The sequence below is a fragment of the Amycolatopsis cihanbeyliensis genome, from assembly GCF_006715045.1.
GTDB lineage: Bacteria > Actinomycetota > Actinomycetes > Mycobacteriales > Pseudonocardiaceae > Amycolatopsis > Amycolatopsis cihanbeyliensis.
The window spans coordinates 5761396-5782952 of sequence record NZ_VFML01000001.1 but is presented as its reverse complement, the minus strand read 5'-3'; the positions used below and the strand labels follow the sequence as shown (position 1 = coordinate 5782952).

The window sequence follows — 21557 nt, the reverse complement described above, 5'->3', positions numbered from 1 at the left end:
GCGGCCGAGCATCTTCAGGCGGGCGGGATGTTGTGGTTGAGCCGGAACAGGTTGTCCGGGTCGTACCTGGCCTTGAGCTCGGCCAGCCGCCGGTAGTCCCGCGGTTCGTAGGCCGTGCGCACCTGCTCGACCCCGGCCCGCTCACCGTAGAGGAAGTTCAGGCAGCTACCGAGGCCGCGCGGCTCAAGCGCGGCACGGAAACGCCGGTGGAGCGGGCGCACGGCCTCCAGCCCCGAGGAGTCCACGGCGGACAGCATGCTCGCGACGTAGCGCGCGTTCCGGTGCCCGACCGCGTTCGGAACCGCGGGCGGGCGAGCCATGGCACCGCCGAGGTGCCGCAGCTCGGCGATCTGTGGCCGCGGCGCGTCCGGACCGGCGACCTCGAGCACCGCGTCGAGCGCGGCGTCGTCCAGTTCCGGCAGCAGGGCATGGCTGGCGTGGTACGGCATCGGGACCGGCGGTTCACTGTGGATGGAGCCGGAATCCCGGTACGGCATGTCCCGCAGGCCACCGGCCGGTTCGGGGCCGATCGCGCGCAGCGGCGCGAGCAACCGCTCGGCCCGCGCCGCCGTGCCGAGGAAGGCGACCCGGACATGCGCGAGCAGCCGGCCACGCAGCGCCGCGGGTACCGCGTCCAGATCGGGGAACGGGATCATCGCCACCGAGGAGCCCAGTTCCTCCGGCGCCGTCGCGGTCAGCTCCCGCCATGCGGCCAACACCTCGGGGATCAGGTGGGCGGCGAAGTACAGCCCGCCCCCGTAGAGCCGGGCGACCGGCAGCAGGTCGATCTCGATTCCGGTGACCACGCCGAAGTTGCTCCGCCCACCACGCAACGCCCAGAACAGGTCCGGCTCGGACTCCGCGGTGACCCTGCGCGTCCGCGCGTCCGGGGTGACCACCTCGACGGCCCGCACGTGATCGGCCGCGTAGCCGTATCGCCTGCTCAGCAGGCCGACACCGCCGCCGAGGGTGTAGGAAACCGCGCCGACATGCCCCGCGCTGCCGGACAACGGCGCCAGGCCGTACGGGGCGGCCTCGTGGATCACCTGATCCCACCGCACCCCGGCGGCCAGCCATGCGGAGCCCGTCTCCGGATCGACCCGGACCCCGGTCATCCGGCTGGTGTCGACCAGCAGCCCACCCCGCGCGGCCGGCGGCATTCCGTGCCCGGTGGCCTGCACGGCCACCGGAAGCCCGCGACTCGCGGCGAAGGCCACCGCGGCCCGCACGTCGGCGGGGCCGGTGGCACTCACCACCACGTCCGGCCGGTGCCAGGCGGCGGTCTGGAAGGCGGAACGACCCGCGTCGTACCCTTCGTCCCCCGGCACCGACACCGGGCCGCGCACCGGTCCGGTCAACTCACCGACGTCGACGGTCGCCGTGCTGACCTCGCTCATGTCCTCGTTCCCTTCTTTCGGTGTGCTGACCGGACCGACAGTACGAACGCTTTAGGACTTAGGTTGTCCTCAAGCACATGGGAGGCTGGAGCTGTGACGACCAACATGCCCGCCCGGATGCTGCGCCTGCTGTCCCTGCTGCAAGGCAGGCGCGAGTGGTCGGGCGCCGAACTGGCCGAACGGCTCGGCGTCGCCGGGCGCACCGTGCGGCGCGATATCGAGCGGCTGCGCGAGCTCGGCTACCCGGTCGAGGGCACCACCGGTACCGCCGGTGGCTACCGGCTGGCCTCCGGCAAGAACCTGCCCCCGCTGCTGCTGGACGACGAGGAAGCGGTGGCCGTCGCGGTCGGCCTGCGCACCGCGACGAGCGGGGTGACCGGGATCGAGGAGTCCTCGGTAAGGGCGCTGGCCAAACTGGAACAGGTGCTGCCGAGCAGGCTGCGCCAGCGGGTCACCACCCTCGGGGATGCCACGGTCGCGCTGCCGCCGCGCGCCGGGCCGCGGGTGGACCCGGCGATCCTGACCGTACTGGCGGCGGCCTGCCGTGATCGCGAACTGCTCTCCTTCGACTACCGCGCCCGCGACGAGGAGGTCACCGCACGCCGGGCCGAGCCGCACAACCTGGTGACCGTGTACGGCCGCTGGTACCTGGTCGCCTTCGACCGCGGCCGGGAGGGCTGGCGCACCTTCCGGGTGGACCGGCTCACCGCCCCGGTGCCGACCGGGCGGCGGTTCGAGCCACGCCCACTGCCCGCCGGGGACGCGGGCAGCTATGTCGCGGAGTCCATCGCCGCCGCGCCGTATCGATACGCGGCGGTGGTGACCGTGCGGGCACCGGCCGGCGAGGTCTCCGCCGCGCTCTACGCGCCGCTACCCCGCAAGGTCGAACCACTCGGCGAGCACGAGTGCCGGTTCCGGCTCGGTGCCGACTCGCTCGCCGAGCTCTTCTGGCAACTGGCCGGCGTGCTCGGCCTCGGCGTCGGGTTCACCATCGACGGCCCCGCCGAGGTTCCGGACGACGGCGGCGCGCACGACGAGGTGCTGAACTACCTTCGCGCGGCCGGGCGACGGCTCACCGAGGCCGTGGACGGGTAGGTTGCCAGTGGCGCCGCGGTGCGAAAGGCTCACCGTCCCGGTTGCCCGAGCGAGCGAGAGGATGGTTGCCATGTCCGGTGTCTCGAGGCAGGAAAAGCTGCGCCGGTACTGGGACCGGCACTCGCGCTCCTACGACCGGCAGATGGACTTCGCCGACCGGCGCTTCTTCGGCGACACCAGGCAGTGGATCTGCGACCAGGCGCGCGGCGAGGTGCTGGAGGTGGCCGTGGGAACCGGCCTGAACCTGCACCGCTACCCCGACGACGTGCGGCTGACCGGCATCGACTTCAGCCCGGCCATGCTGGAGCAGGCGCGCCGGCGCGCGGAGTCGAGGCGCCAGGGCACGGACCTGCGTCTCGGGGACGCTCAGGAGCTGGAGTTCCCCGACGACTCCTTCGACACCGTGGTCTGCACCTTCTCGCTGTGCGCGGTCCCGGACGACCGGGCGGCGGTCGGGCAGATGTGGCGGGTGCTGCGCCCCGGCGGGCTGCTGTTGCTGGCCGACCACGTGGTCAGCACCGCCCTGCTCGCACGCGCGGCGCAACGCCTGATCGAGGTGGCGTCCGTCCCGTTGGGCGGGGAGAACTACCGCCGCAGGCCGCTGGTGCATGTGCGGGAGCGGGGTTTCACGATCGAGCGGCAGGAACGCTTCAAGCTTGGCATCGTCGAACGCATCGCCGCCCGCAAACCCGCATGACACCCATCGTGTTTGCCGTCCACGTAACCGTGTTTGCTGTCCACGTAACCGTGTTTGCCGTCGGCGACGGCCAACACGCGCGCATGAGCGGCAAACACGCGCGCGTGCGGCGCAAACACGATGTGGTCGGGCGTCAGCGGGTCGGGTGCGGCCACAGCCGGGCGGCCCTGGCTTCGAGGTAGCGCCGCTCGGCCAGGCTGGTCGTCCGGCGGGCGGCCAGCCGGTAGGCGGCCCGCGCCGCCTCGTGCTCACCGGCGAGTTCGCGCAGGTGACCGCGTACCGCGGCGAGCCGGTGATGGTCCGCCAGCCGGTCGTCGGCGTCGAGCCACTCCAACAGGTCGAGGCCCGCGTGCGGCCCGTGCACCATCGCCACCGCGATCGCCCGGTTGAGGGTGACCATCGGATTGCCCGATACCCGCTCGAGGATCCGGTACAGCACGAGAACCTGCGGCCAATCGGTGTCCTCGGCGCTTGCCGCCTCGTCGTGCACGGCCGCGATCGCCGCCTGCAGCTGATACTCGCCGAGGTCTGACCGGGCCAGCGAGTCGGCGACGAGCGCGCAACCCTCCTGAATGGACTCCCGATCCCACCGGCCGCGATCCTGCTCGGCGAGCGGGACCAGCATGCCGTCCGGCCCGGTGCGGGCGGCACGCCTGGCGTCGGTGAGCAGCATGAGCGCGAGCAACCCGGCGACCTCACCGTGCTCGGGCAGGGCCTCGTGCACGGCGCGGGCCAGCCGAATGGCCTCCGCGGCCAGCTCACCGCGCTGCAACTCGGACCCCGAGGTGGCGGTGTACCCCTCGGTGAAGAGCAGGTAGAGCACGTGCAGCACGACCCGGAGCCGATCGGCCCACTCCTGCTGGGCGGGCGCCCGCAGTGGTACGCCCTCGGCCTTGATCCGCTGCTTGGCCCTACTGATCCGTTGCGCCATCGTGGCTTCCGGGACCAGGAAGGCCCTGGCGATCTCCGCCGTGGTCAGCCCGCCGACCGCGCGCAGGGTCAGCGCCAGCGCCGAGGGCGGGGACAGCGCCGGATGGCAGCACAGGAACAGCAGGGTCAGCGTGTCATCGGTGCCCACCGGCCGCGGCGGCTCGGCTGGTTCCAGCACGGCGACGACCTCCTCGCGTCGCCTGCGCGCCCGCTCGCTGCGCCACTGGTCGGCAAGCCTGCGGGAGGCCACCGTGATGAGCCAGGCCTTCGGATGCTCCGGTGTCCCTTCCGCGGGCCACTGCACCAGCGCGGCGAGCACCGCCTCCTGCACCGCGTCCTCACAGGCGTCGAACCGGCCGTATCGCCGCACGAGCGTGCCGAGGGCCTGCGGCACCAGCGGGCGCAGCAGGTCCTCGACGCGATCGCCGGTACTCACATCTCCGTTCCGGCCGAGAACATCACCGGCCGCACCTCGATGCCGAGGCCGTCGACCCGCGCGTCCGGGATGAGGGCAGCCAGCTCCAGCGCGCGTTCCCTACTCTCGCAATCGACCAGGTAGTAGCCGGCAAAGTGCTCCTTGGCTTCGAGGTACGGGCCATCGGTCACCGCGGGCACCCCGTCCCTGACCCGCACCACCGCACTGTTCGACGGATCCGCAAGCGCTTGCGTGCTGACCATCTCGCCGGACTCTTGGATGGTCTTGATGAACTCACCGTGCCCGTTCATCACCTCATCGCGCTCCTCCTCGGTGAGCGCCTCCCAGACCCGCGGGTTGCCATGCATGATCAGCAGATACTTCACGTCCACTCCTTAGCTACTCCGGCGCCTCCTTCGGGCGCCCCGCATGAACGGGTCGGAGCCGGTGCGCGCTGCTCGACATCCGATGTCGAGAACGCCACGGCGGCTCCGACTCACCCCGCAGGCGCCGCAACGGCGCCGGACACCGACGAGGAGGATCTTGCGTGCCGGACAAGCAGTTGCCCCGGGTGGGTGTGAGCCTGCCCAGCTTCGGCCCGCACACCAGCGCCGAGGCCATCGTCACGGTGGCCGTGGCCGCCGATCGACTGGGGTTCCACGCCGTCTCGGCGACCGAGCGGCTGCTGCTGCCCGCGGGGCCCGACTGGTGCAACGAGATGGGGCTGCCCGAGTACGACGTGTGGGACATCGTGGAGGTCCTTACCTGGGCCTCCGCGCACACCCGCCGGGTCAGGCTGGCCACCGGGGTGGTGAACGCCCTCTTCCAGCCACCGGTCGTGCTGGCGAGGCGGCTGGCCACCCTCGACCAGCTCTCCGGCGGGCGCCTGGACGCCGGGATCGGGCAGGGGTGGCTGCCCGAGGAGTTCACCGCGGTCGGCGTCCCACTGTCCCGGCGTGGTGCCGGGTTCGAGGACTACCTCGCGGCACTACGCGCCTGCTGGGGCCCGGATCCGGTGGAGCATGAGGGCCCTCGGTACCGGATCCCGAGTTCCCGGGTCGGCCCGAAGCCGGTGCACGGCATACCGGTGCGGATCGGCGCCGTGGCGCGGCCGGCGGTGGAACGGGCGGCTCGGCTCGGCGACGGCTTCGTCACCGGCGTCCGGGACTGGGAAAGCAGCGCCGCCCAGATCGCCTGGTACCGGGCGGCCGGTGGCACCGGTCCGGTGGTCGCGCAGCTGATGTCGGAGTGGGCCGTCGAGGACCCGGACGAGCCGGTGTCCGCCTTCGCCCGCCGAGCCGTGACCGATCTGGAACAGGCGGCCGCGGCCGGTGTGGACGAGCTGCACTGGGGCTTCACCATGTCCGGCGTTCCCCCGCATCGTCAGGCCGCCGCTCTGGAGGCCCTGGCCATCAGCCTCCCGCCGACAAAGCGGACGGAAAGTGGCCGGAATGGTTCATAGGGTGTGCTGAGCACGAGGACATCGACGCCAGGGCGGCGAGAGGGGAAACCCATGAGCACCCGGCCGAACCATCCGGCCCCGGCGGGCTACGGCACCGTCACCCCGTGGATCATCGCGCGCAGCACCGCCGATCTCCTCGACTACGTGGCAGCCGCGTTCGACGCCGAGGAACTCGCGCGGATAGCCGACGAGCACGGCATCATCGGGCATGCCGAGTTCCGGATCGGTGACTCCGTCGTCATGGCCTTCGACGGGAAGCCGCACTACCCGGACACTCCCGCGTTCCTGCGGCTGTACGTGCACGACGGCGACGCCACGTACCGAAGGGCGGTCGAGGCGGGCGGAACCTCGGTCACCGAGCCGACGACGGCGCCGTTCGGTGACCGGGTGGCACGGGTGCGCGACCCGTTCGGGAACCTGTGGTGGATCCACACCCGGGTCGAGGACGTGCCCGAGGAGAAGTTCCTGCGCAGGTTCGACGATCCCGAGTGGATCGCCGCGATGGAGTACCTGCAGGGCGCCGAGCTGGTACCGCCCGCCGTTCGCTGACCTCGCGCAGCGGCGGCCGCTACGGAGTCACAGGCCGTGCCGGCGGTCGCCCAGCACCAGTTCGGCGACCCGTGCCTCGGTCTCGGGCGAGAACGGGTCCCGGAAGGCGACGACCGCGCGGCGGGTGTCCTCGGTGACCAGGTCGGCATTGATCTGGGCCCCCGCACCGGCGCCCGCCGCCGCGGCCGCGCCCACCTGGGCAGCCGGGTCGGTCACGTTTCCGGCGACCCACACCCCGGGCACCTCGGTACGGCCGGTCCTGTCGGCGGGGATGTGCTCGCCCATCGGGTGCTCCGCGGGCCGCAGCCCGAGGCCGGCCAGGAACCCGGCCCGCGCCACCATCCGCGGTGCGACCGTCACCACCTCGCGGTCGACGACGGTGCCGTCGCCCAGCCGAAGGCCGGTGATCCGGTCCCCCGCGACCTCCAGGGAAGCCACCTCCCCCGGCACCACGGCGATGCCGCGAGCGGCCAGTTGCTCCGCCTGCTCCTCGGTCGGCTCCGGCCGGGTGTGCGTGAAGAACGTGACATCCGCGCTCAACTGCCGGAACAGCAACACCTGGTGCACCGACATCGGCCCGCAGGCCAGCACGCCGATGGCCCGGTCCCGGACCTCCCAACCATGGCAGTACGGGCAGTGCAGCACGTCCCGTCCCCACCGCTCCCGCAGTCCCGGCACCTCCGGCAGCTCGTCGACCAGCCCGGTGGTCACCAGCAACCGGCGCGCGCGGACCCGCCGGCCATCGGCCAGCGCCACCGTGAACCCGGTGTCCCCCCGAAGCACGGTGCCGACCTCGCCGGACACCACGTCACCCCCGTACCGGCGGACCTCCGCCCGCCCCCGCTCCAACAACGTCGCCGGCGGCGTCCCGTCCTGGGCAAGCAGCCCGTGCACTCCCGCGGCCGGGGCATTGCGCGGAGCACCGGCGTCGATGACCACCACCGACCGCCGCGCCCTCGCCAGCATCAACGCCCCGTTCAGCCCGGCGGCGCCACCACCGACGACCACCACGTCATAGCCGTTCCTCAACTGATCGGTCACCACGACCACCTCCGCGACCACCATGCGTCCCGACCGGACAGAGCCGCAAAGTTTGTTGCCGATCCAGCAAACGACTTCGTGCGCCGGTCAGGACGACAGGCCGAGAGTCCGCCGTACCGCGCGGTGAGCGTGCCGGACGGCGTCCCGATCGCCGTGCAACTGCAGGGCCTGGTTCACCGCGGGGCCGATCGCCACCAGCTCGAATACCACCTGCTCGACCTCGAGCTCGGGCAGGTCGCCATCCGTCACCGCGCGCGCGACCTCCGCGCCGAGTGTCTCCCGCCAGCCGGCCCACGCCTCGGCCACGACGTCGTGTACCTGCCCCGGCTTGCCGTCGAACTCGGTGGACGCGGCGGTGAGCACACAACCGCCGGGAAGATCCACCGTCGCCAGAAAGTCGATCCACGCCTCACATAACGCCAGCAACCGGGGCAGGCCGGGTTGCTCGCGCCCGGCCCGCTCGACCACCTGCTGCTCGAACATGCGCAACGCGTGCCGCAACGCGGCCAGCTGCAGCGACTCCTTGGCGCCGAAGTGACCGAGCACGCCGGATTTACTCATCCGCAAGTCAGCGGCGAGCCGACCGATCGTGACTCCCTCCAGCCCTTCCTCCGACGCGATCTCGGTGGCCCTGGCCACGATGGTCGTATAAGTCAGCTTGGCTTCGACGGCTGATCGGCGTGGCGACATGCTCCCAGTTTAGCGTCCGACTGTTCGCATTTGGCGTACGAACGATCGGTCGCTATATTGACCCGCGGGAACGGACGACCGATCGAAGGGCGGCAAGCGATGCGGATTCGGAGGCTCGGCTGGTCCGGGTTGGAGATCGAGGCCGGGGACGAGACGGCGGTGGTGGACCTGATCGAGGACACCACCCCCTTACTGTCGGTACGGGACCTGGAGGGGCAGTTCCCCCCGGTCTCCCGGCCGGGTAACGCGCGCCTGGCGCTGGTGACCCACCTGCATGCCGACCACGCGGACCCGGCGGCGATCGCCGCGGCGGTACGGGCGGACGCGACCGTCCTGCGCCCACCGCCCGCTCGGGGCGGCGAGGAGGAGGTGGTGTGGACCGCGCGCGCCGAGTCCGGCTTCACCGAGCAACGGCTCACGTCACGGGTGGTCGGCGACTGGGAGCGGCACCGGTCAGGCCCGTTCGAGGTCACCGCCGTCCCCGCGGTGGACGGCCTTGGCGACCCGCAGGTCAACTGGGTGATCGAGGCGGAGGGCACACGCATCTTTCACGGCGGGGACACGATGTTCCACGGCATGTGGTGGCTGATCGCCGCTCGCTACGGCCCATTCGACGCCGCGTTCCTGCCGATCAACGGCGCGGTGGTCGACTTCCCGCACCTGCAACCGCCGAGCCCACTGGCCGCCGCGATGGATCCGCGACAGGCCGCGGTCGCGGCCCGGATTCTGGGCGCCCACCGTGCCGTCCCGATTCACTACCGGGCGTTGCACATGCCGCCGCGCTACGTCGAGGTGGACGATCCCGAGGAGACCTTCCAGCGGCACACCGCCGAGTTGGGCGTCACCAGCGTGATCCTGCCGCCTGGGGAATGGCTCGAACTCGCCGGTGAACCGGCCTGAAGGTGCCTTGTTCCACGTCGGGTCATTCAGGTCCGCAATGCGCGTCACCCATGCGATGACCTGCAACGACCGCTCGCACGGGCCTGACGGACCGCGGTCGCTGGGTCGTTCTGAATAACCCTCACGGTATCCACAATGGTACTACGGCACATCAAAGACCGTACTTGTGCGCAAGGGACGGGCGGGCCGAAACTTCGAAAGACGACGACACCACGAGGGCTGTCCGTTCCGTTGAATCACGTATCCGTTCGCGCATCAAGGAGTCACGAATGTCGATGCATCCCGCGCTGAAACCGGTGCGGCTCGGCGACATCGAGCTGTCCAACCGGGTCGCCGTCGCCCCGATGTCCAGGGTCAGCACCCGTGGCGACGGCGTTCCCACGGCCGAAATGGCCGCGTATTACCGGCGTTTCGCACGCGGCGGATTCGGGCTGGTCATCAGCGAGGGAACCTACACCGACGAGCAGTACAGCCAGGCGTATCCGGACCAACCGGCCATGGTGACGGCGGCACAGCTCGACGGCTGGCGGCGGGTGACCGACGCGGTGCACGAGGCAGGGGCTGCGATCGTGCTGCAGCTGATGCACGCCGGCGCGCTTTCCCAGCACAACAACCACATCACCGGCACGATCGGCCCCTCGGCGGTCTCGCCAAAGGGAGCCAGGATGCCCGCGTACGGCGGGGAGGGCCCGTTCGCGCTCCCCGCGGCGGCCTCGGTGGCGGACCTCGCCAGGGTGGCAGCGGGGTTCGCTGCCGCGGCGGCACACGCGAAGGCCGCCGGTTTCGACGGGGTGGAGGTGCACGGCGCCAACGGGTACCTGATCGACCAGTTCCTGACCACCTACACCAACCTGCGTACGGACCGCTACGGCGGGGACGCGGCCGGCAGGGTCCGGTTCGCGACCGAGGTGCTGCGTGCCGTTCGCGCGGCCGTCGGCGCGGGTTTCCCGGTCGGAATCCGGCTCTCCCAGACCAAGGTCAACGATCCGGACTACCGCTGGCCGGGTGATGCGACCGAAGCCGAGACCATCTTCCACGCGGTCGCCGAGGCAGGCGCCGACTACCTGCACCTGGCCAGCGAGGGACGGGCCTGGATGGCGACCGCGACGCTCGACAACGGCGTCTCGATCAGCCGCCTCGCCCGCACCGTGACCGGACTTCCGGTGATCGCCAACGGCGGGATGCACGTGCCGGACACCTCCCGGTCCGTGCTGGCCGAGGGGCACGCCGACCTGGTCGCGATCGGCAGGGGCGCGCTGGCGAACCCGGACTGGCCGGGCAAGGTGGCGGCAGGCGATCCGCTACGGGATTTCGACGGCACCATGCTGAAGCCGGATGTCACCCTCGCCTCCCAGGCGGCATGGGAGCGGGTCCAGCCGTGAATGTTCCGGGCGATCCTGGCTGGTATCACCCGGAACATTCACTCCCCCCTCAGGCTCCCTCGTCCGACTGCCGGGGAACCGGGAACGCGTGGCTGCCGTTGAGCCCCGGCAACGGCGAACCGGCGAGTGACACGACATCGCAGCCGGTGGGCGGCGCCGGCCCGGTGACGAAACCGTCCAGTCCGGTCGCACTTTCCCGTGACGGTCGCGCGGCGGCACGCTCGACGCCGATGTCCGCCAGCGCCGCTTCGGCGTCGAGCCCGGGGAAATGGATCCACGCGTTGTCCACGAAATCGGCGGCGACGGCGGTGATCTGGGCACACCGTGCGGGCGGTACCAGCGCCACGGCGAACGGCTCGACCACGTTGCGCCACACCTGCTGGGAGATCACCACGCCGGCACCGAACTTCTCCCCCACCGGGTCGAGCCGGCACCAGTGCGCGACGGCGCCGGTGAATGTTCCCGCGGTCAGCAACCGGGTCAGCGTGATGTACGTCCGGTGGTACCGGTGGTTCTCGGCCATCGGTCCACAGTGCACCGCAACGCGCGCCCGCATCGGTGTCCGCGCGTACCGGTTGCGCGAACGCATCAGGTGGTCGAGATGGAAGACCACCTCCACGACCTGACCGATCGCTTGCTCCGGATACGCCAGCATGACACCGTCCCCGGTCTCCCGGAAGTGCCGGGCATCGCTCCACGCCAGTCCCACGGTGCACAGCGCCTCGGCCACGCGGTGTTCCATCTCGGACTTCATCGGATCGAGCAGGTCGTCGGTGGCCTGCGAGGAGCCCACGATGTCGACGGCCAGAACGGCGTGCGACCGAGCGTTGTATCGACTGGAGGTCAGCGGAAACATGAAGCTCTCCCCCTGCTACCGGCGCGGTACTCGATCAGTGGCATGAGAAGTCTGTCGAGTAGCCGGCGAGAGTTCTGTTCGCCGCCGAACATATCGGCAGGTAATCTCGCGTCATTAGGTGTGCTCTACGTCACACTTGCTGCCGGTGTAATGTATCCAGCTTGTCCCGGTCGGTCACCACGATGGTCATCCGGGAACTGGTGATCACGCCGAGGGTGCGCAGGTTTTCCAGCGCCTCCGCCACGACGGTTCGGCCGAGGGGAACGAACTGCGCGAGCTCGCTCTGGCTGAGTGGGATGTCGATCAGCCAGCCCTGCTGGGTCGCCACCCCACACATGTCCACCAGGTAGGAAAGCCGTTCGGCCACCCGACTGAGCGGAGTCGCCTTTCGCGGCACCTTGCGCTGCGCCTGTGCCACCAGGAATCTCCGCGCGGTACTGACCAACAGTTCCTTGGTCGCGTTCGGATACTGCTCGAGAAAGTGGTGGAACTCCATGGCGGCTATCCGCCTGGCCTCGGCCGGCCCCATGGCGACCACGTCCGCGAGCCGGGTACCGCCGGCCACGACCGCGATCTCACCGTACAGATCGCCCCGGATGCCGAAGTCCAGGATGACCGTGGATCCTTCCCGGCCCTGCCCGGTGATCTTCACCCGGCCGTCGGTCAGCAGCATCACGAACTCGCCGGGCTCACCTTGCCGCATCAGTACGTCCCCCCGGTAGAACCGCTGCGGGGTGCCCAGGCCGCGGAGTTGCTCGCTGGACCTGCGGTCAAGACGATCCAGAAAGGGGCGGCGAGAATCCGTCCCGACGCACTCGCCCACTCCGCTACCTTCCATGATCAGCAAACCCCCTGAGCTGTCGACGTTCGAGGTATCGCCGACTATGGCACGCGACGGCCCACCGGACACCTTGTTCCGGCAAGTGTGGCGAAAAGTTTCACATTTGAACGCGAACAGGTGAAACGCGGGTAGTAGATCCTGCGTTGGAGCGTGTTTATTGCTCTGATCGGGCGACCGGATTAGTACCCACTCTCTCCCCGAAAGGAACCAACGGCACCACACCATTGGTGTCCGGAATCGGCAGGGGAAGCCGTTCGGAAAAGGTCGGTATCGCCGCCCTTTACGTCAGTGCGCGGCCTGCGCACCGAGTTCGATGATCAATACCCCGCCCGCGATCAGGACCACACCGGACGCCATCAGCAAGGTGAGTGGCTCCCGGAAGATCACGCGGCCGAGCAGGGCGGTGAGCGCGACCCCGGAGGCCGCCCAGATGCCGTACGCCACCCCGACCGGCATCCCGGCCGCGAGCACCGCGCCCAGCAGGGTGAAGGCGCCGAGGTAACCCAGCGCCACCGGCGCGATCCAGGCCTTCCTGGCGAAACCGTGCGAGGCCTTCATCGAGAGGGTGGCCACCACCTCCAGTGTGATGGCCGAGCCGAGCAGTAGCCAGGTCATGCTCGCTCCTTCGCGGCTTCGCGCGCGTCCGCGATCGTGTCGACGGGGCGCCCGGCACGACCCAGCGCATGGCCACCAGGGCACGCGCCCCGCCGCCCCGACAGCGGGGCCTCCGGCCGAGTGCGCGCTCTGTGGTCACCGTGACGGCCGCGGGTTGACCCAAGGGGTGTCATGCGCCGCCCCTTCCGGAAGCCCGCTGCGAGCCGATCTCCACCAGCAGCACCCCACCGATCACCAACGCGATCCCGGCGCCGATCAGCCAGGTCAGGTCGTCCCCGAAGATCGCCGCCCCGGCGACCGCGGTGAGCGCGACCCCGGAGGCCGCCCAGATGCCGTACGCCACCCCGACCGGCATCCCGGCCGCGAGCACCCTGGCGACCAGCACGAAGGCGCCGCCGTACCCCAGTACCACCACGACCAGCCAGCCCGGATGCGCGAAGCCATCCATCGCCCGCAGCGAGAGGGTGGCGATCACCTCCAGCAGGATGGCACCCGCCAGCAGGACCCACTTGTTCATGCCGGCCCCCCACCCGACCCGGCGAGCTCACCGATCCTGGCGACCACGGCGTCCCGCGCGCCCGAGCCGAACGCGGTGGTGTCGGTCGCCTCGGCCATCCACAGCCCGTCGGCCGCCAGCCGGGCCACCACGCGGTCCACCTCCTCCGGTCGCGGCTCGGCGAGTGGGCTGCCGATCCACTTGGTGAGCAACGCACGCCACGGGGCGAGCAGGTTCTCGTCATGCACGGAGTCGACCAGCACGGCGAGATCCGCCCGGCTCGCCGTGCTCCCGGCCACCACGGTGGTGTAGGCCACCACCCGCTCCGCGGGGCCGGCCTCCTCGAGCGGTTTACCCAGCGCCGACCGCATCGCCTCGTCCCAGGCGCCGGTGATGTGCTCGACGACGGCGAGCATCAACTGCTCCTTGCCCGCGAAGTGGTAGATCAGCCCGCCCTTGCTCAGCCCGGCCTCTTGCGCCGCGGCGTCCAGAGTGAGGCTGGCGATGCCGCTGCGCTCCGCCAAGCGCACCGCTGCCCGCAGGATCGCGGTTCTCGAACTCGGTCTCATGGCAGTTACTGTACCGACTAGTCGGTGTAGTTACGACCCCGGGTGGATGCCGTCCAGCACGGTGCGAACGACCGCACCGGCGAACGCGTCCAGCGCCGCGGGGTCCTCCCGCACCATCCAGAAATGGTTCAGGAACGCCCGCTGGAACTTACAGAGTTCCCGCATGGCCTCCCGATGGCGCCGCAGCAGGGAGGGCTCGGCGAACAGCGAGGCGGTGATCGGCACCGTCGAGGCGTAGAACACCGTGGCCTCGCGGACGACATCGCCCAGGCAGTCCGCCGTCGACCGCTCACCGGGATCCGCGGTCAGCTCGGCCAGCAACGTGCCGACGGGGGGGGCAACCGCTCCTGCAGCACGACCACGAAGAGTTCTTCCTTGCTGACGAAATGCTTGTACAGGGCGGCCTCGGAACACTCGGCCGCCCGGCGGCACCGGAACGCAACTGGTACGGCAGGCACTGGAAGCGGGACACCAGGTGACGGCGGTGGTACGCGATCCGGCGCGGCTACCGGTCCGGCACGAGGCGCTCACCGTGCTGACCGCCGAGGTGGCCGACCCGGACGCGGTGCGGCCCGCGCTGGACGGCGCCGACGCGGTGCTCTCGGCGCTGGCGGCCAGCAGGCGGCAGGGCGACATCGCCAGCACGGCGGTGCGGTCGATCCTGCGCGCCATGGCGGAGACCGGCACGCGCAGGCTGGTGGTGGTGAGCGCGGTGCCGGTCGGCCCGCTGCCCGAGGACGAACCGCTGCTCGGCAAGGTCCTGCTCGTCCCGATGGTGCGCAGGGCCTTCCGGGACGCCTACGCCGACCTCGGCGTGCTGGAGGACGAGTTGCGCCGCAGCGAGACGGAGTGGACGATCGTGCGCCCGCCCCGGCTGCTGGACCGCCCACACACCGGGCACTACCGGCAGCGGATCGGTGGGAACGTGCCGGGCGGGCGTTCCCTGTCCCGCGCCGACCTGGCACACGCCATGCTCGCGTTGGCCACGGAGCCGGCCGCGGTACGGGCGGAGGTCGGGGTGTCCTACTGACGGCACGTCCGGGTGACGGCGGGAAGGAAGCGGTTCAGGACGGTGACACACGAGGTCGAACACGCCGTCGCGGCGACGTTTCGCCAGGAGTGGGGCCAGGTCGTCGCGACACTGATCCGGACGACCGGTGACTGGGACCTTGCCGAGGAGTGCGCGCAGGATGCCTTCGCGCAGGCGTTGCGGCGGTGGCAGGAGGAAGGCGTGCCGTACAACCCGGGTGCCTGGATCACCACGGTGGCGCGCAACCGGGCCACCGACCGGTTGCGCCGTGACACGGTGGGCGCCGCCAGGCTGCGGGAGGCGGCGCTGCTGGCCGGCTCGGAACGGCTCGACGAACGCGAGGCCGCGGTCAGCGGAGTGCGGGACGACCGGCTGCGCCTGATGTTCACCTGCTGCCATCCGGCACTCGCGTTCGAATCCCGGGTCGCGCTCACCCTGCGCACCCTCGCCGGGCTGACCACGGCTGAGATCGCGCGTGCCTTCCTGGTCACCGAGACGACCATGTCGAAACGTCTCACCAGGGCCAAACGCAAGATCCGGCACGCGGGTATCCCCTACCGGGTACCGCCGGCCCACCTGCTGGCCGAACGGACGGCGGCCGTGCTCGGCGTGCTGTACCTGCTGTTCAACGAGGGGTACACGGCCACGGCCGGGGCCGACCTGATCCGGCGGGGCCTCTGCGCCGAGGCCATCCGGCTGGCCCGCCTGCTCACCGAGCTGATGCCGGACGAGCCGGAGGCGGGCGGCCTGCTCGCCCTGATGCTGCTGCACGACGCCCGGCGGGCGACCAGGGTCGACGCCGAGGGAGAGCTGGTACCGCTGGAGGAGCAGCCGCGTGATCGGTGGGACACCGGCACGATCGACGAGGGGGTCGAGGTGCTGGACGCCGCGCTGCGGCGGGCACGCCCGGGGCCGTACCAGATCCAGGCCGCGATCGCCGCCTGCCATGCCACCGCGAAGACCGCGGCGGACACCGACTGGCCGCAGATCGCCGGGCTTTACCACCGGCTCGCGCGGGAGGCGCCCTCGCCCGTGGTCGAGCTGAACCGGGCGGTGGCCGTGGGCATGTACCACCCGGAGGCGGGACTGGAGCTGGTGGAGCGGCTGGCGGATTCCGGCGAGCTGGCCGGTTACCACCTCCTCCCCGCCACCCGAGCCGATCTGTTGCGCCGCCTCGGGCGGGCGGCGGAGGCCGCGCGGAGGTACCGCGAGGCCATCGAACTCGCCGGCACCGAGGCGGAGCGACGCTACCTCGCCCGCAGGCTCGCCGAGACCACGAGCTGACCTGCGCTTCCCCGAGTACCGGGCGAGGATTTGAACCGCCGCCACCCCCCGCTCCGTGTCAGCAACGACCGCCGGTAACGGCGGCGTGGCCAACCAGGGAGTCGGCATGGCGAGGCTGTTTGCCCGCAGGACGGCGTCGAGGGACGAGGCACTGGTCCGCTCGCTCTACGAGGAACACGGCAAGGCGCTGCTGGCGTACGCGGTCCGGCTGACCGGTGACAGGGCAACCGCGGAGGACGTGCTGCAGGAGACGCTCATGCGGGCCTGGCGCAACGCGGAGTCACTCGCCTCGACCGAGGGGTCGATCCGGGGTTGGCTGTTCACGGTGGCAAGAAACCTGGTGATCGACAAGGCGCGGGCGAAGGCCGCCCGGCCGAACGAGGTCGCCGAATCCCCCGCGACGACCCCGGTGCACCGGGACCACGCGCAGTCGGTGGTCGACTCGATGAGCGTGCTCGGTGCCATCGAGAAACTTTCCGACGATCACCGCACCGTGCTGCTCGAGATCTACTTCCACGACCGCAGCGTCGCCGAGGCCGCGCGGATACTCGGCATCCCGCAGGGAACGGTCAAGTCCCGCTCGCACCACGCGTTGCGGGCACTGCGGGCGGCGCTTGCCGATCGGCGGGCGGCGTGGGAAGGAGTACCGGCATGACCGGCAACGGACACCAGGCACCGCTGCTCGGGGCCTACGCCCTCGGCACGCTCGACACGGCCGAGGCCCGGGCGGTCCAGCAACACCTCGCGAGTTGCCCGAACTGCCGCGCCGAGCTCGACGGGCTCATGGAGGTACGAGACATGATGGGCGAGCTCCCGGCGGAGGCATTGCTGCACGGCCCGCCGGAGAGCAGTGAACTGGTGCTGGGCCGTACCCTGCGGCAGGTCCGCACGGAAGCCGTTGCCGGCCGGAACCGGGGCAGGGTGCTCACCGGTGTCGCCGCGGTGATCGTGGTGGGCATCGTGCTGGCGGCGGGTTTCCTCGTAGGGCAGAACTCGACGGGAACCACGAACGTGGCCCAGCCGCCGCCGGTGACCGGTACCGCGCTACCCGAAGGCACCCGGGTGATCTCCGGTGACGACCCGAGGACCGGCGCCCGGATGACCGCGAGGGTGACACCCGCCGCCGGCTGGGTACGGGTGAACGCCTCGGTCAGCGGGATCCCGGCCGGCGAGAGGTGCCTGCTGCTGGTTGTGGACGAGGAAGGGGACCGCCGCATCGCCGGGAGCTGGGTGGTGTCCGACAAGGGCGCCGTGGAGGGCACCACCCTCGACGGCTCCGCGATCGTCCGGCCCGCCGAGGTCACCGCGGTCGAGGTGACGAACGTCTCCGGTACCCGATTCGTGTCCGCACCGGCGTGAGAAGCGAGAACGCGGTCGACCGGAGCCATGTTGCGCACCCGCCCGCGGGAGGCGGAGACTGGGATTGCCGGGTATCCCATGCTGTCGCAACCGTCGATCAGGAGGTTGGAACATGGTTGGCGTGCCCTCCGGGCAGTTCGCGGTGAACGACCGTCCCGACATGGACTGGTTCCACGCCACTGGATGTGGCCTGCTCGCCGCCGTGCTCTTCGTGCTGGCGATCGTGCTGGACAGCTCGAGCCTCGACAGTATCGGGCTGAACGTGTCGCTGTGCATCGGCGGCGGCATCGCGCTGCTGGCGGTCGCCGTCCTGTTCGGCACGCACGCGGTCGCCGAGCAACGAAAGCAGCAACAACAGCAGGGCCGGCACGACCGCGGCCTCGCCGGCTGACCGGTCAGACCCGGCCACACCGCGTACGACCAGCGCGGCCGCACCCGGAGGCGCTATGACGCCCCGACCGGGAACGACCAACGAAAGTCGGGACATTCGCTGACACGACTTTCGTTGGTTCTCTTGGCAAGACGGGATTTTTAACCTCATGGATCATCCGACCGAAAAGGACGGATGAATCGGACATAGTCGGTTCGGACACCGGCCCACCAGCGGGAGCAGTTTCTTTATCGGGCCGCGTTCGCACCGCTGTGTTTTCCACGCCCCTGCAATCGAAAGTGGAAACTCATGAGGAAAACCGGTCCTGTCGCCGTGGCGATGCTGAGTGCCGTACTCGGCGCCGCGATGTTCAGTCCCTCGGCGGCCGCCGCCCCGGAAACCCCGTCGTACGACCCGGCGATGCTGCGCGCGCTGGCGGACCGTCTGGACGTCAGCACCGAGCAGGCCGCCGACACGCTGAACCGCGAGAGCGCGTTGACCGCGGCACTGGCCGAGGTGCGACAGCACGGTGTCACCACCGACGGAGCGTTCTTCGACTCCACCGGCGCGCTCGTGGTGAACGTTCCGGACGCTGCCTCGGCCCGCGCCGTCGGCGCCGAGGGGCTGAAGGCACGCACCGGTGCGCGCGGCGCCCAGCAGCTGAACGCGATCAGCGACTCGATGGAATCGATCATCGGCGCCGACATCGACCAGGTGCGGTCCTGGGGCCCGGACGTGGTGTCCGACACGGTGACCGTGACGGTCGAGCCCGGTGCGAACGCCGACCTCACCGAGCGCCTGGACGCGCTGCCCGGGGTGAGTGTCCGCACCGGACCGGGAAACACACCCACCGCCGATGTGATCCCCGGCCGGATCATGGATCTCGTTCCCGGCACGAACTGCACGCTCGGCTTCCCCGGGACCACTTCGGACGGTGACAACGTGATGCTCACCGCGGGCCACTGTGTCTCCGGTAATCCGGACATCTACGACGCCGCGGGCAACCACCTCGGCCAGGGCGTCGCCACCCAGTTCCCCAGCACCGACATGGGCCTGATGGACATCGACTCCGAGGACACCGGCCGCGGCTACGTGGACACCAGGACCGGCCGTACCGTGGACATCACCGGAAGCTCGAAGGCCCCGATCGGCACGCACCTGTGCAAGGCAGGGAACACCACCGGCTGGACCTGCGGCGAGATCACGCACTACAACCAGAGCGTGCGCTACCAGGGCGAGAGCACCACGACTCGCGGCCTGGCCAGGTCCACCGTCTGCACCGAGGGCGGCGACAGCGGCGGCGCCTACATCGCGGGCAACACCGCGCAGGGCATGACCTCGGGCGGTCCGATCGGCTCGGAGTGCGGGTTCAACGAGGGTGACAACGCCACCGGTTACTACTCCTACTACCAGCCGGTGGTGGACGCCGCCGACTACTACGGCGTGGCCCTGACCCGTTCCTGACGAACACGAAACCGGGCCGGACGGGTGGTCATTGTGGACTGCCCGTCCGGCCGGTGCACCGTAACGCTAGACGATATCCCGGCGGGCGAGCAGCCAACCGCCCGCGAGACAGCAGACCAGCAGGTACCCCGCGACCACGGCCGTGGCCCGGCCCGCACCGGCGAGCGCATCCACGCCGCGCGTCGGGTGGTAAGCGGCTTCGCGGTCACGCTCGCCGTCGTACGAGTACCCGCGTACCTACAAGTGGTGGGCGTCCCGCCTCGACGGAACGCCCACCACGGGACCGCTGTCGGTCAGCAGGGACCTTCGTCCTGCCAGACCCCCCATTCCCCGGTGGTTCCGGGTTCCTGCCCCCTGGTCCACCACTTGGCCGTCCAGGTGTGGCCGTTGTGCGAGACCTGGTCCCCGCCCGTGTACACGGTCGAGTCGTTCCAGGCGGATGCGCTGCACTCACCTGGCTCGCCGCCACCGGTCCGCCAGGGAACCTGCGGCGAACGGTAGAACTCCAGGCCCATCTCCTCCCAGCGCGGCGCCTGGGCGCCCAGCCGCTCGCGGAAGGCGTTCCAGTCGTGCGTCGACCACGGTGACCAACCGAGCTCGGCGATCGCGGGCAACCTCGGGAACGCCATGTAGTCGATATGTGCCGGAGTCTCGATGGTCTCGGTCCACAGTGGAGCCTCAACTCCGCGTACCGCGGACTCCGGGACGCCGCTCAGGTACGAGCCGGGGTTCCAGTCGTAGGCGTCGTCCACCTCGGTGTAACCGGCCCAGTTCAGCCCGAGTGGGGTGCTGGAGTTGTACTTCATGTCCAGGTAGGCCTTGTTCGCCGGGGACATCAGCACCTTGTTGCCGCGCTGCACCGCGTCGGCCACCACCTGGTTCGAGGTGGTGGTACCCCAGAACTGCGGCACCGCGTCGGTATCCGTGGTGGTCTTGACGAACTCGTGCCAGCCCATCGGCTTCTTGCCGTACTTGTTCACGATCGGCAGGACTCGGTCCATGAACGTCTCGTAGTCTGCTGGGGTGGTGGCGTTCGCCTCGTCCCCACCGATGTGGATGTACGGCCCCGGCGTCAACGCGGCGACCTCGCGGATGACGTCGTCGACGAACTCGTAGGTGATCTCCTTGTCGATGCACAGCGAGCTGTACCCGACCTCGATATCGGTGCGCAGCGGCGGGGCCTGCCCGTCACAGTTCAGCTCCGCGTACGAGGCCAGTGCCGCGTTCGTGTGCCCCGGCATGTCGATCTCCGGGATGACGGTGATGTGCTTGCTCGCCGCGTAGTCGACGATCTCGCTGTAGTCGGCCTTCGTGTAGTAGCCGCCGGGACCGCCGCCGACCTCGGTGCTGCCGCCGTAGGTCGCCAGCCGGGGCCAGCTGTCGATGACCAGCCGCCAGCCCTGGTCGTCGGCAAGGTGCAGGTGTAGGTAATTGACCTTGTACAGGGACAACTGGTCGATGTATCGCTTCACCGTGTCCACCGGGTGGAAATGCCGCGCGATGTCGAGCATCGCGCCCCGGTGGTGGAAACGTGGATAGTCCGTGACGGACACCCCGGCCAGCTGCCACGGACCGTCCTGCTCGGTGGCACTCTCCACCTTGGCCGGCAACAGCTGGCGCAGGGTCTGCGTACCGGCGAACAGGCCCGCGGCCTCGTTCGCCCGTAGCACGACCGATTCCCCGGTCACGTCGAGCTGGTAACCCTCCGCACCCACCTGCGGGTCCGCGCCGGACAGCAGCAGGGAAACACCGTCCGTAGGCTGCCCCTGCGCGTCCGTCACCGGGAACGGGTAGCCGGTCGACCCGCGCAGCAGGCCGGCCAACTGCTCGCCGACCGCCCTGGCCTCGGCCGAGCCGCCCTCGGTGTAGATCGTGGTGTCCGCGGTGAGGTCGTGCACCACCCCGTCCGCCGGCTCGACCGACACCGGTGCCGGAACGATGTCCTGTGGGGACTCCAGTGCCGCCGCGGCCGCGGGCTGCTCGACGGCAAGGGCGCTCCCCGCCACCATGCCGACAGCCACGGCCAGCACGGAGAACGCGTACCCGATCCGTGTTCGTGGATTTCGAGCCTTCCGCATCTGCATCGCCGCCTCTCTTGCTGAGCGTAGTTGTGAT

Annotated in this window: 24 protein-coding genes and 1 pseudogene; 12 read left to right on the top strand and 13 right to left on the bottom strand. The window is 70.4% G+C overall.

What is annotated here, in order from left to right:
• Positions 1 to 14 precede the first annotated feature (14 nt).
• Positions 15 to 1397: an FAD-binding oxidoreductase gene (locus FB471_RS26450; protein ID WP_142001027.1), complete on the bottom strand. Its 1383-nt coding sequence runs from the start codon at positions 1395 to 1397 to the stop codon at positions 15 to 17.
• 105 nt (positions 1398 to 1502) lie between these two features.
• On the opposite strand from FB471_RS26450, the gene FB471_RS26445 reads away from it, so the two are divergent.
• Together FB471_RS26445 and FB471_RS26440 are read left to right on the top strand one after the other, a co-directional pair.
• A complete protein-coding gene (locus FB471_RS26445) occupies positions 1503 to 2492 on the top strand; it encodes a helix-turn-helix transcriptional regulator (RefSeq protein WP_342779497.1) in 990 nt (329 codons plus the stop codon).
• A gap of 70 nt (positions 2493 to 2562) precedes the next feature.
• Positions 2563 to 3189, top strand: coding sequence for a class I SAM-dependent methyltransferase (locus tag FB471_RS26440; RefSeq protein WP_142001025.1), 627 nt, complete (start codon positions 2563 to 2565; stop codon positions 3187 to 3189).
• A 133-nt stretch (positions 3190 to 3322) separates the two neighbouring features.
• Here FB471_RS26440 and FB471_RS26435 read toward each other — a convergent pair whose 3' ends face one another.
• Both FB471_RS26435 and FB471_RS26430 read right to left on the bottom strand, forming a co-directional pair.
• Positions 3323 to 4555 (bottom strand): RNA polymerase sigma factor, encoded by a 1233-nt coding sequence (locus FB471_RS26435; RefSeq protein ID WP_142001024.1) that lies wholly within the window; start codon positions 4553 to 4555, stop codon positions 3323 to 3325.
• Positions 4552 to 4920, bottom strand: a complete 369-nt coding sequence (locus FB471_RS26430; protein ID WP_142001023.1) for a YciI family protein — start codon at positions 4918 to 4920, stop codon at positions 4552 to 4554. Before FB471_RS26430 ends, FB471_RS26435 begins: the two co-directional genes overlap by 4 nt.
• Before the next feature lie 161 nt (positions 4921 to 5081).
• On the opposite strand from FB471_RS26430, the gene FB471_RS26425 reads away from it, so the two are divergent.
• Entirely contained in the window at positions 5082 to 5996 is a 915-nt protein-coding gene (locus tag FB471_RS26425; protein ID WP_211358150.1) for a TIGR03619 family F420-dependent LLM class oxidoreductase, read from the top strand.
• 51 nt (positions 5997 to 6047) lie between these two features.
• Complete coding sequence (locus tag FB471_RS26420; protein WP_142001022.1) at positions 6048 to 6545, top strand: VOC family protein; 498 nt, start codon at positions 6048 to 6050, stop codon at positions 6543 to 6545.
• Positions 6546 to 6572: 27 nt separating this feature from the next.
• Here the strand turns inward: FB471_RS26420 and FB471_RS26415 are convergent, their stop codons facing one another.
• Together FB471_RS26415 and FB471_RS26410 are read right to left on the bottom strand one after the other, a co-directional pair.
• Positions 6573 to 7610: an NAD(P)/FAD-dependent oxidoreductase gene (locus FB471_RS26415; RefSeq protein WP_142001021.1), complete on the bottom strand. Its 1038-nt coding sequence runs from the start codon at positions 7608 to 7610 to the stop codon at positions 6573 to 6575.
• A gap of 63 nt (positions 7611 to 7673) precedes the next feature.
• A complete protein-coding gene (locus FB471_RS26410; protein ID WP_246076599.1) occupies positions 7674 to 8225 on the bottom strand; it encodes a TetR/AcrR family transcriptional regulator in 552 nt (183 codons plus the stop codon).
• A 150-nt stretch (positions 8226 to 8375) separates the two neighbouring features.
• On the opposite strand from FB471_RS26410, the gene FB471_RS26405 reads away from it, so the two are divergent.
• Both FB471_RS26405 and FB471_RS26400 read left to right on the top strand, forming a co-directional pair.
• A complete protein-coding gene (locus FB471_RS26405) occupies positions 8376 to 9176 on the top strand; it encodes an MBL fold metallo-hydrolase (protein ID WP_142001019.1) in 801 nt (266 codons plus the stop codon).
• Positions 9177 to 9445: 269 nt separating this feature from the next.
• Entirely contained in the window at positions 9446 to 10558 is a 1113-nt protein-coding gene (locus FB471_RS26400; RefSeq protein ID WP_142001018.1) for an oxidoreductase, read from the top strand.
• A gap of 49 nt (positions 10559 to 10607) precedes the next feature.
• Here FB471_RS26400 and FB471_RS26395 read toward each other — a convergent pair whose 3' ends face one another.
• The 7 genes from FB471_RS26395 to FB471_RS36010 form a co-directional block, all read right to left on the bottom strand.
• Positions 10608 to 11414 carry a hypothetical protein gene (locus FB471_RS26395; protein ID WP_246076598.1) on the bottom strand — a complete coding sequence of 269 codons (807 nt, stop codon included), beginning with the start codon at positions 11412 to 11414 and terminating at the stop codon, positions 10608 to 10610.
• A 130-nt stretch (positions 11415 to 11544) separates the two neighbouring features.
• Positions 11545 to 12252, bottom strand: coding sequence for a Crp/Fnr family transcriptional regulator (locus tag FB471_RS26390; RefSeq protein ID WP_142001017.1), 708 nt, complete (start codon positions 12250 to 12252; stop codon positions 11545 to 11547).
• A gap of 288 nt (positions 12253 to 12540) precedes the next feature.
• Positions 12541 to 12870, bottom strand: a complete 330-nt coding sequence (locus FB471_RS26385; RefSeq protein WP_142001016.1) for a DMT family transporter — start codon at positions 12868 to 12870, stop codon at positions 12541 to 12543.
• 169 nt (positions 12871 to 13039) lie between these two features.
• Positions 13040 to 13387 carry a DMT family transporter gene (locus tag FB471_RS26380; RefSeq protein WP_142001015.1) on the bottom strand — a complete coding sequence of 116 codons (348 nt, stop codon included), beginning with the start codon at positions 13385 to 13387 and terminating at the stop codon, positions 13040 to 13042.
• Positions 13384 to 13935 (bottom strand): TetR/AcrR family transcriptional regulator, encoded by a 552-nt coding sequence (locus FB471_RS26375; RefSeq protein WP_142001014.1) that lies wholly within the window; start codon positions 13933 to 13935, stop codon positions 13384 to 13386. The genes FB471_RS26380 and FB471_RS26375 overlap by 4 nt, the downstream gene beginning before the upstream one ends.
• Positions 13936 to 13965: 30 nt before the next feature.
• Positions 13966 to 14256, bottom strand: a complete 291-nt coding sequence (locus FB471_RS26370) for a hypothetical protein (protein WP_211358149.1) — start codon at positions 14254 to 14256, stop codon at positions 13966 to 13968.
• Complete coding sequence (locus tag FB471_RS36010; protein WP_211358148.1) at positions 14241 to 14393, bottom strand: TetR family transcriptional regulator; 153 nt, start codon at positions 14391 to 14393, stop codon at positions 14241 to 14243. Before FB471_RS36010 ends, FB471_RS26370 begins: the two co-directional genes overlap by 16 nt.
• Here FB471_RS36010 and FB471_RS26365 point away from each other — a divergent pair.
• The 6 genes and pseudogenes from FB471_RS26365 to FB471_RS26340 form a co-directional block, all read left to right on the top strand.
• Positions 14372 to 14965, top strand: a pseudogene (locus tag FB471_RS26365) (NAD(P)-dependent oxidoreductase); the annotation flags it as partial. The gene FB471_RS36010 and the pseudogene FB471_RS26365 overlap by 22 nt on opposite strands.
• Positions 14966 to 15007: 42 nt before the next feature.
• Positions 15008 to 16249 carry an RNA polymerase sigma factor gene (locus FB471_RS26360; protein ID WP_142001012.1) on the top strand — a complete coding sequence of 414 codons (1242 nt, stop codon included), beginning with the start codon at positions 15008 to 15010 and terminating at the stop codon, positions 16247 to 16249.
• Between the two features lie 106 nt (positions 16250 to 16355).
• Entirely contained in the window at positions 16356 to 16904 is a 549-nt protein-coding gene (locus FB471_RS26355) for a sigma-70 family RNA polymerase sigma factor (RefSeq protein WP_142001011.1), read from the top strand.
• Positions 16901 to 17608 carry an anti-sigma factor family protein gene (locus FB471_RS26350; RefSeq protein ID WP_142001010.1) on the top strand — a complete coding sequence of 236 codons (708 nt, stop codon included), beginning with the start codon at positions 16901 to 16903 and terminating at the stop codon, positions 17606 to 17608. The genes FB471_RS26355 and FB471_RS26350 overlap by 4 nt, the downstream gene beginning before the upstream one ends.
• A gap of 112 nt (positions 17609 to 17720) precedes the next feature.
• Positions 17721 to 17999 carry a hypothetical protein gene (locus FB471_RS26345; RefSeq protein ID WP_142001009.1) on the top strand — a complete coding sequence of 93 codons (279 nt, stop codon included), beginning with the start codon at positions 17721 to 17723 and terminating at the stop codon, positions 17997 to 17999.
• Positions 18000 to 18287: 288 nt separating this feature from the next.
• Entirely contained in the window at positions 18288 to 19442 is a 1155-nt protein-coding gene (locus FB471_RS26340; RefSeq protein WP_142001008.1) for a S1 family peptidase, read from the top strand.
• 293 nt (positions 19443 to 19735) lie between these two features.
• On the opposite strand, the gene FB471_RS26335 is transcribed toward FB471_RS26340, so the two are convergent.
• Positions 19736 to 21526, bottom strand: coding sequence for a family 20 glycosylhydrolase (locus FB471_RS26335; RefSeq protein ID WP_425457087.1), 1791 nt, complete (start codon positions 21524 to 21526; stop codon positions 19736 to 19738).
• Positions 21527 to 21557: the final 31 nt, after the last annotated feature.

Bases quoted from the DNA above. Each gene is read 5' to 3' on its own strand.
- FB471_RS26390 (WP_142001017.1), bottom strand. From the start codon at position 12,252: ATGGAAGGTAGCGGAGTGGGCGAGTGCGTCGGGACGGATTCTCGCCGC.
- FB471_RS26415 (WP_142001021.1), bottom strand. From the start codon at position 7,610: ATGGTGGTCGCGGAGGTGGTCGTGGTGACCGATCAGTTGAGGAACGGC.
- FB471_RS26380 (WP_142001015.1), bottom strand. From the start codon at position 13,387: ATGAACAAGTGGGTCCTGCTGGCGGGTGCCATCCTGCTGGAGGTGATC.
- FB471_RS26395 (WP_246076598.1), bottom strand. From the start codon at position 11,414: ATGTTTCCGCTGACCTCCAGTCGATACAACGCTCGGTCGCACGCCGTT.
- FB471_RS26355 (WP_142001011.1), top strand. From the start codon at position 16,356: ATGGCGAGGCTGTTTGCCCGCAGGACGGCGTCGAGGGACGAGGCACTG.
- FB471_RS26340 (WP_142001008.1), top strand. From the start codon at position 18,288: ATGAGGAAAACCGGTCCTGTCGCCGTGGCGATGCTGAGTGCCGTACTC.
- FB471_RS26420 (WP_142001022.1), top strand. From the start codon at position 6,048: ATGAGCACCCGGCCGAACCATCCGGCCCCGGCGGGCTACGGCACCGTC.
- FB471_RS26450 (WP_142001027.1), bottom strand. From the start codon at position 1,397: ATGAGCGAGGTCAGCACGGCGACCGTCGACGTCGGTGAGTTGACCGGA.
- FB471_RS26405 (WP_142001019.1), top strand. From the start codon at position 8,376: ATGCGGATTCGGAGGCTCGGCTGGTCCGGGTTGGAGATCGAGGCCGGG.
- FB471_RS26440 (WP_142001025.1), top strand. From the start codon at position 2,563: ATGTCCGGTGTCTCGAGGCAGGAAAAGCTGCGCCGGTACTGGGACCGG.
- FB471_RS26375 (WP_142001014.1), bottom strand. From the start codon at position 13,935: ATGAGACCGAGTTCGAGAACCGCGATCCTGCGGGCAGCGGTGCGCTTG.
- FB471_RS26350 (WP_142001010.1), top strand. From the start codon at position 16,901: ATGACCGGCAACGGACACCAGGCACCGCTGCTCGGGGCCTACGCCCTC.
- FB471_RS26400 (WP_142001018.1), top strand. From the start codon at position 9,446: ATGTCGATGCATCCCGCGCTGAAACCGGTGCGGCTCGGCGACATCGAG.
- FB471_RS26385 (WP_142001016.1), bottom strand. From the start codon at position 12,870: ATGACCTGGCTACTGCTCGGCTCGGCCATCACACTGGAGGTGGTGGCC.
- FB471_RS26345 (WP_142001009.1), top strand. From the start codon at position 17,721: ATGGTTGGCGTGCCCTCCGGGCAGTTCGCGGTGAACGACCGTCCCGAC.
- FB471_RS26335 (WP_425457087.1), bottom strand. From the start codon at position 21,526: ATGCAGATGCGGAAGGCTCGAAATCCACGAACACGGATCGGGTACGCG.
- FB471_RS26445 (WP_342779497.1), top strand. From the start codon at position 1,503: ATGCCCGCCCGGATGCTGCGCCTGCTGTCCCTGCTGCAAGGCAGGCGC.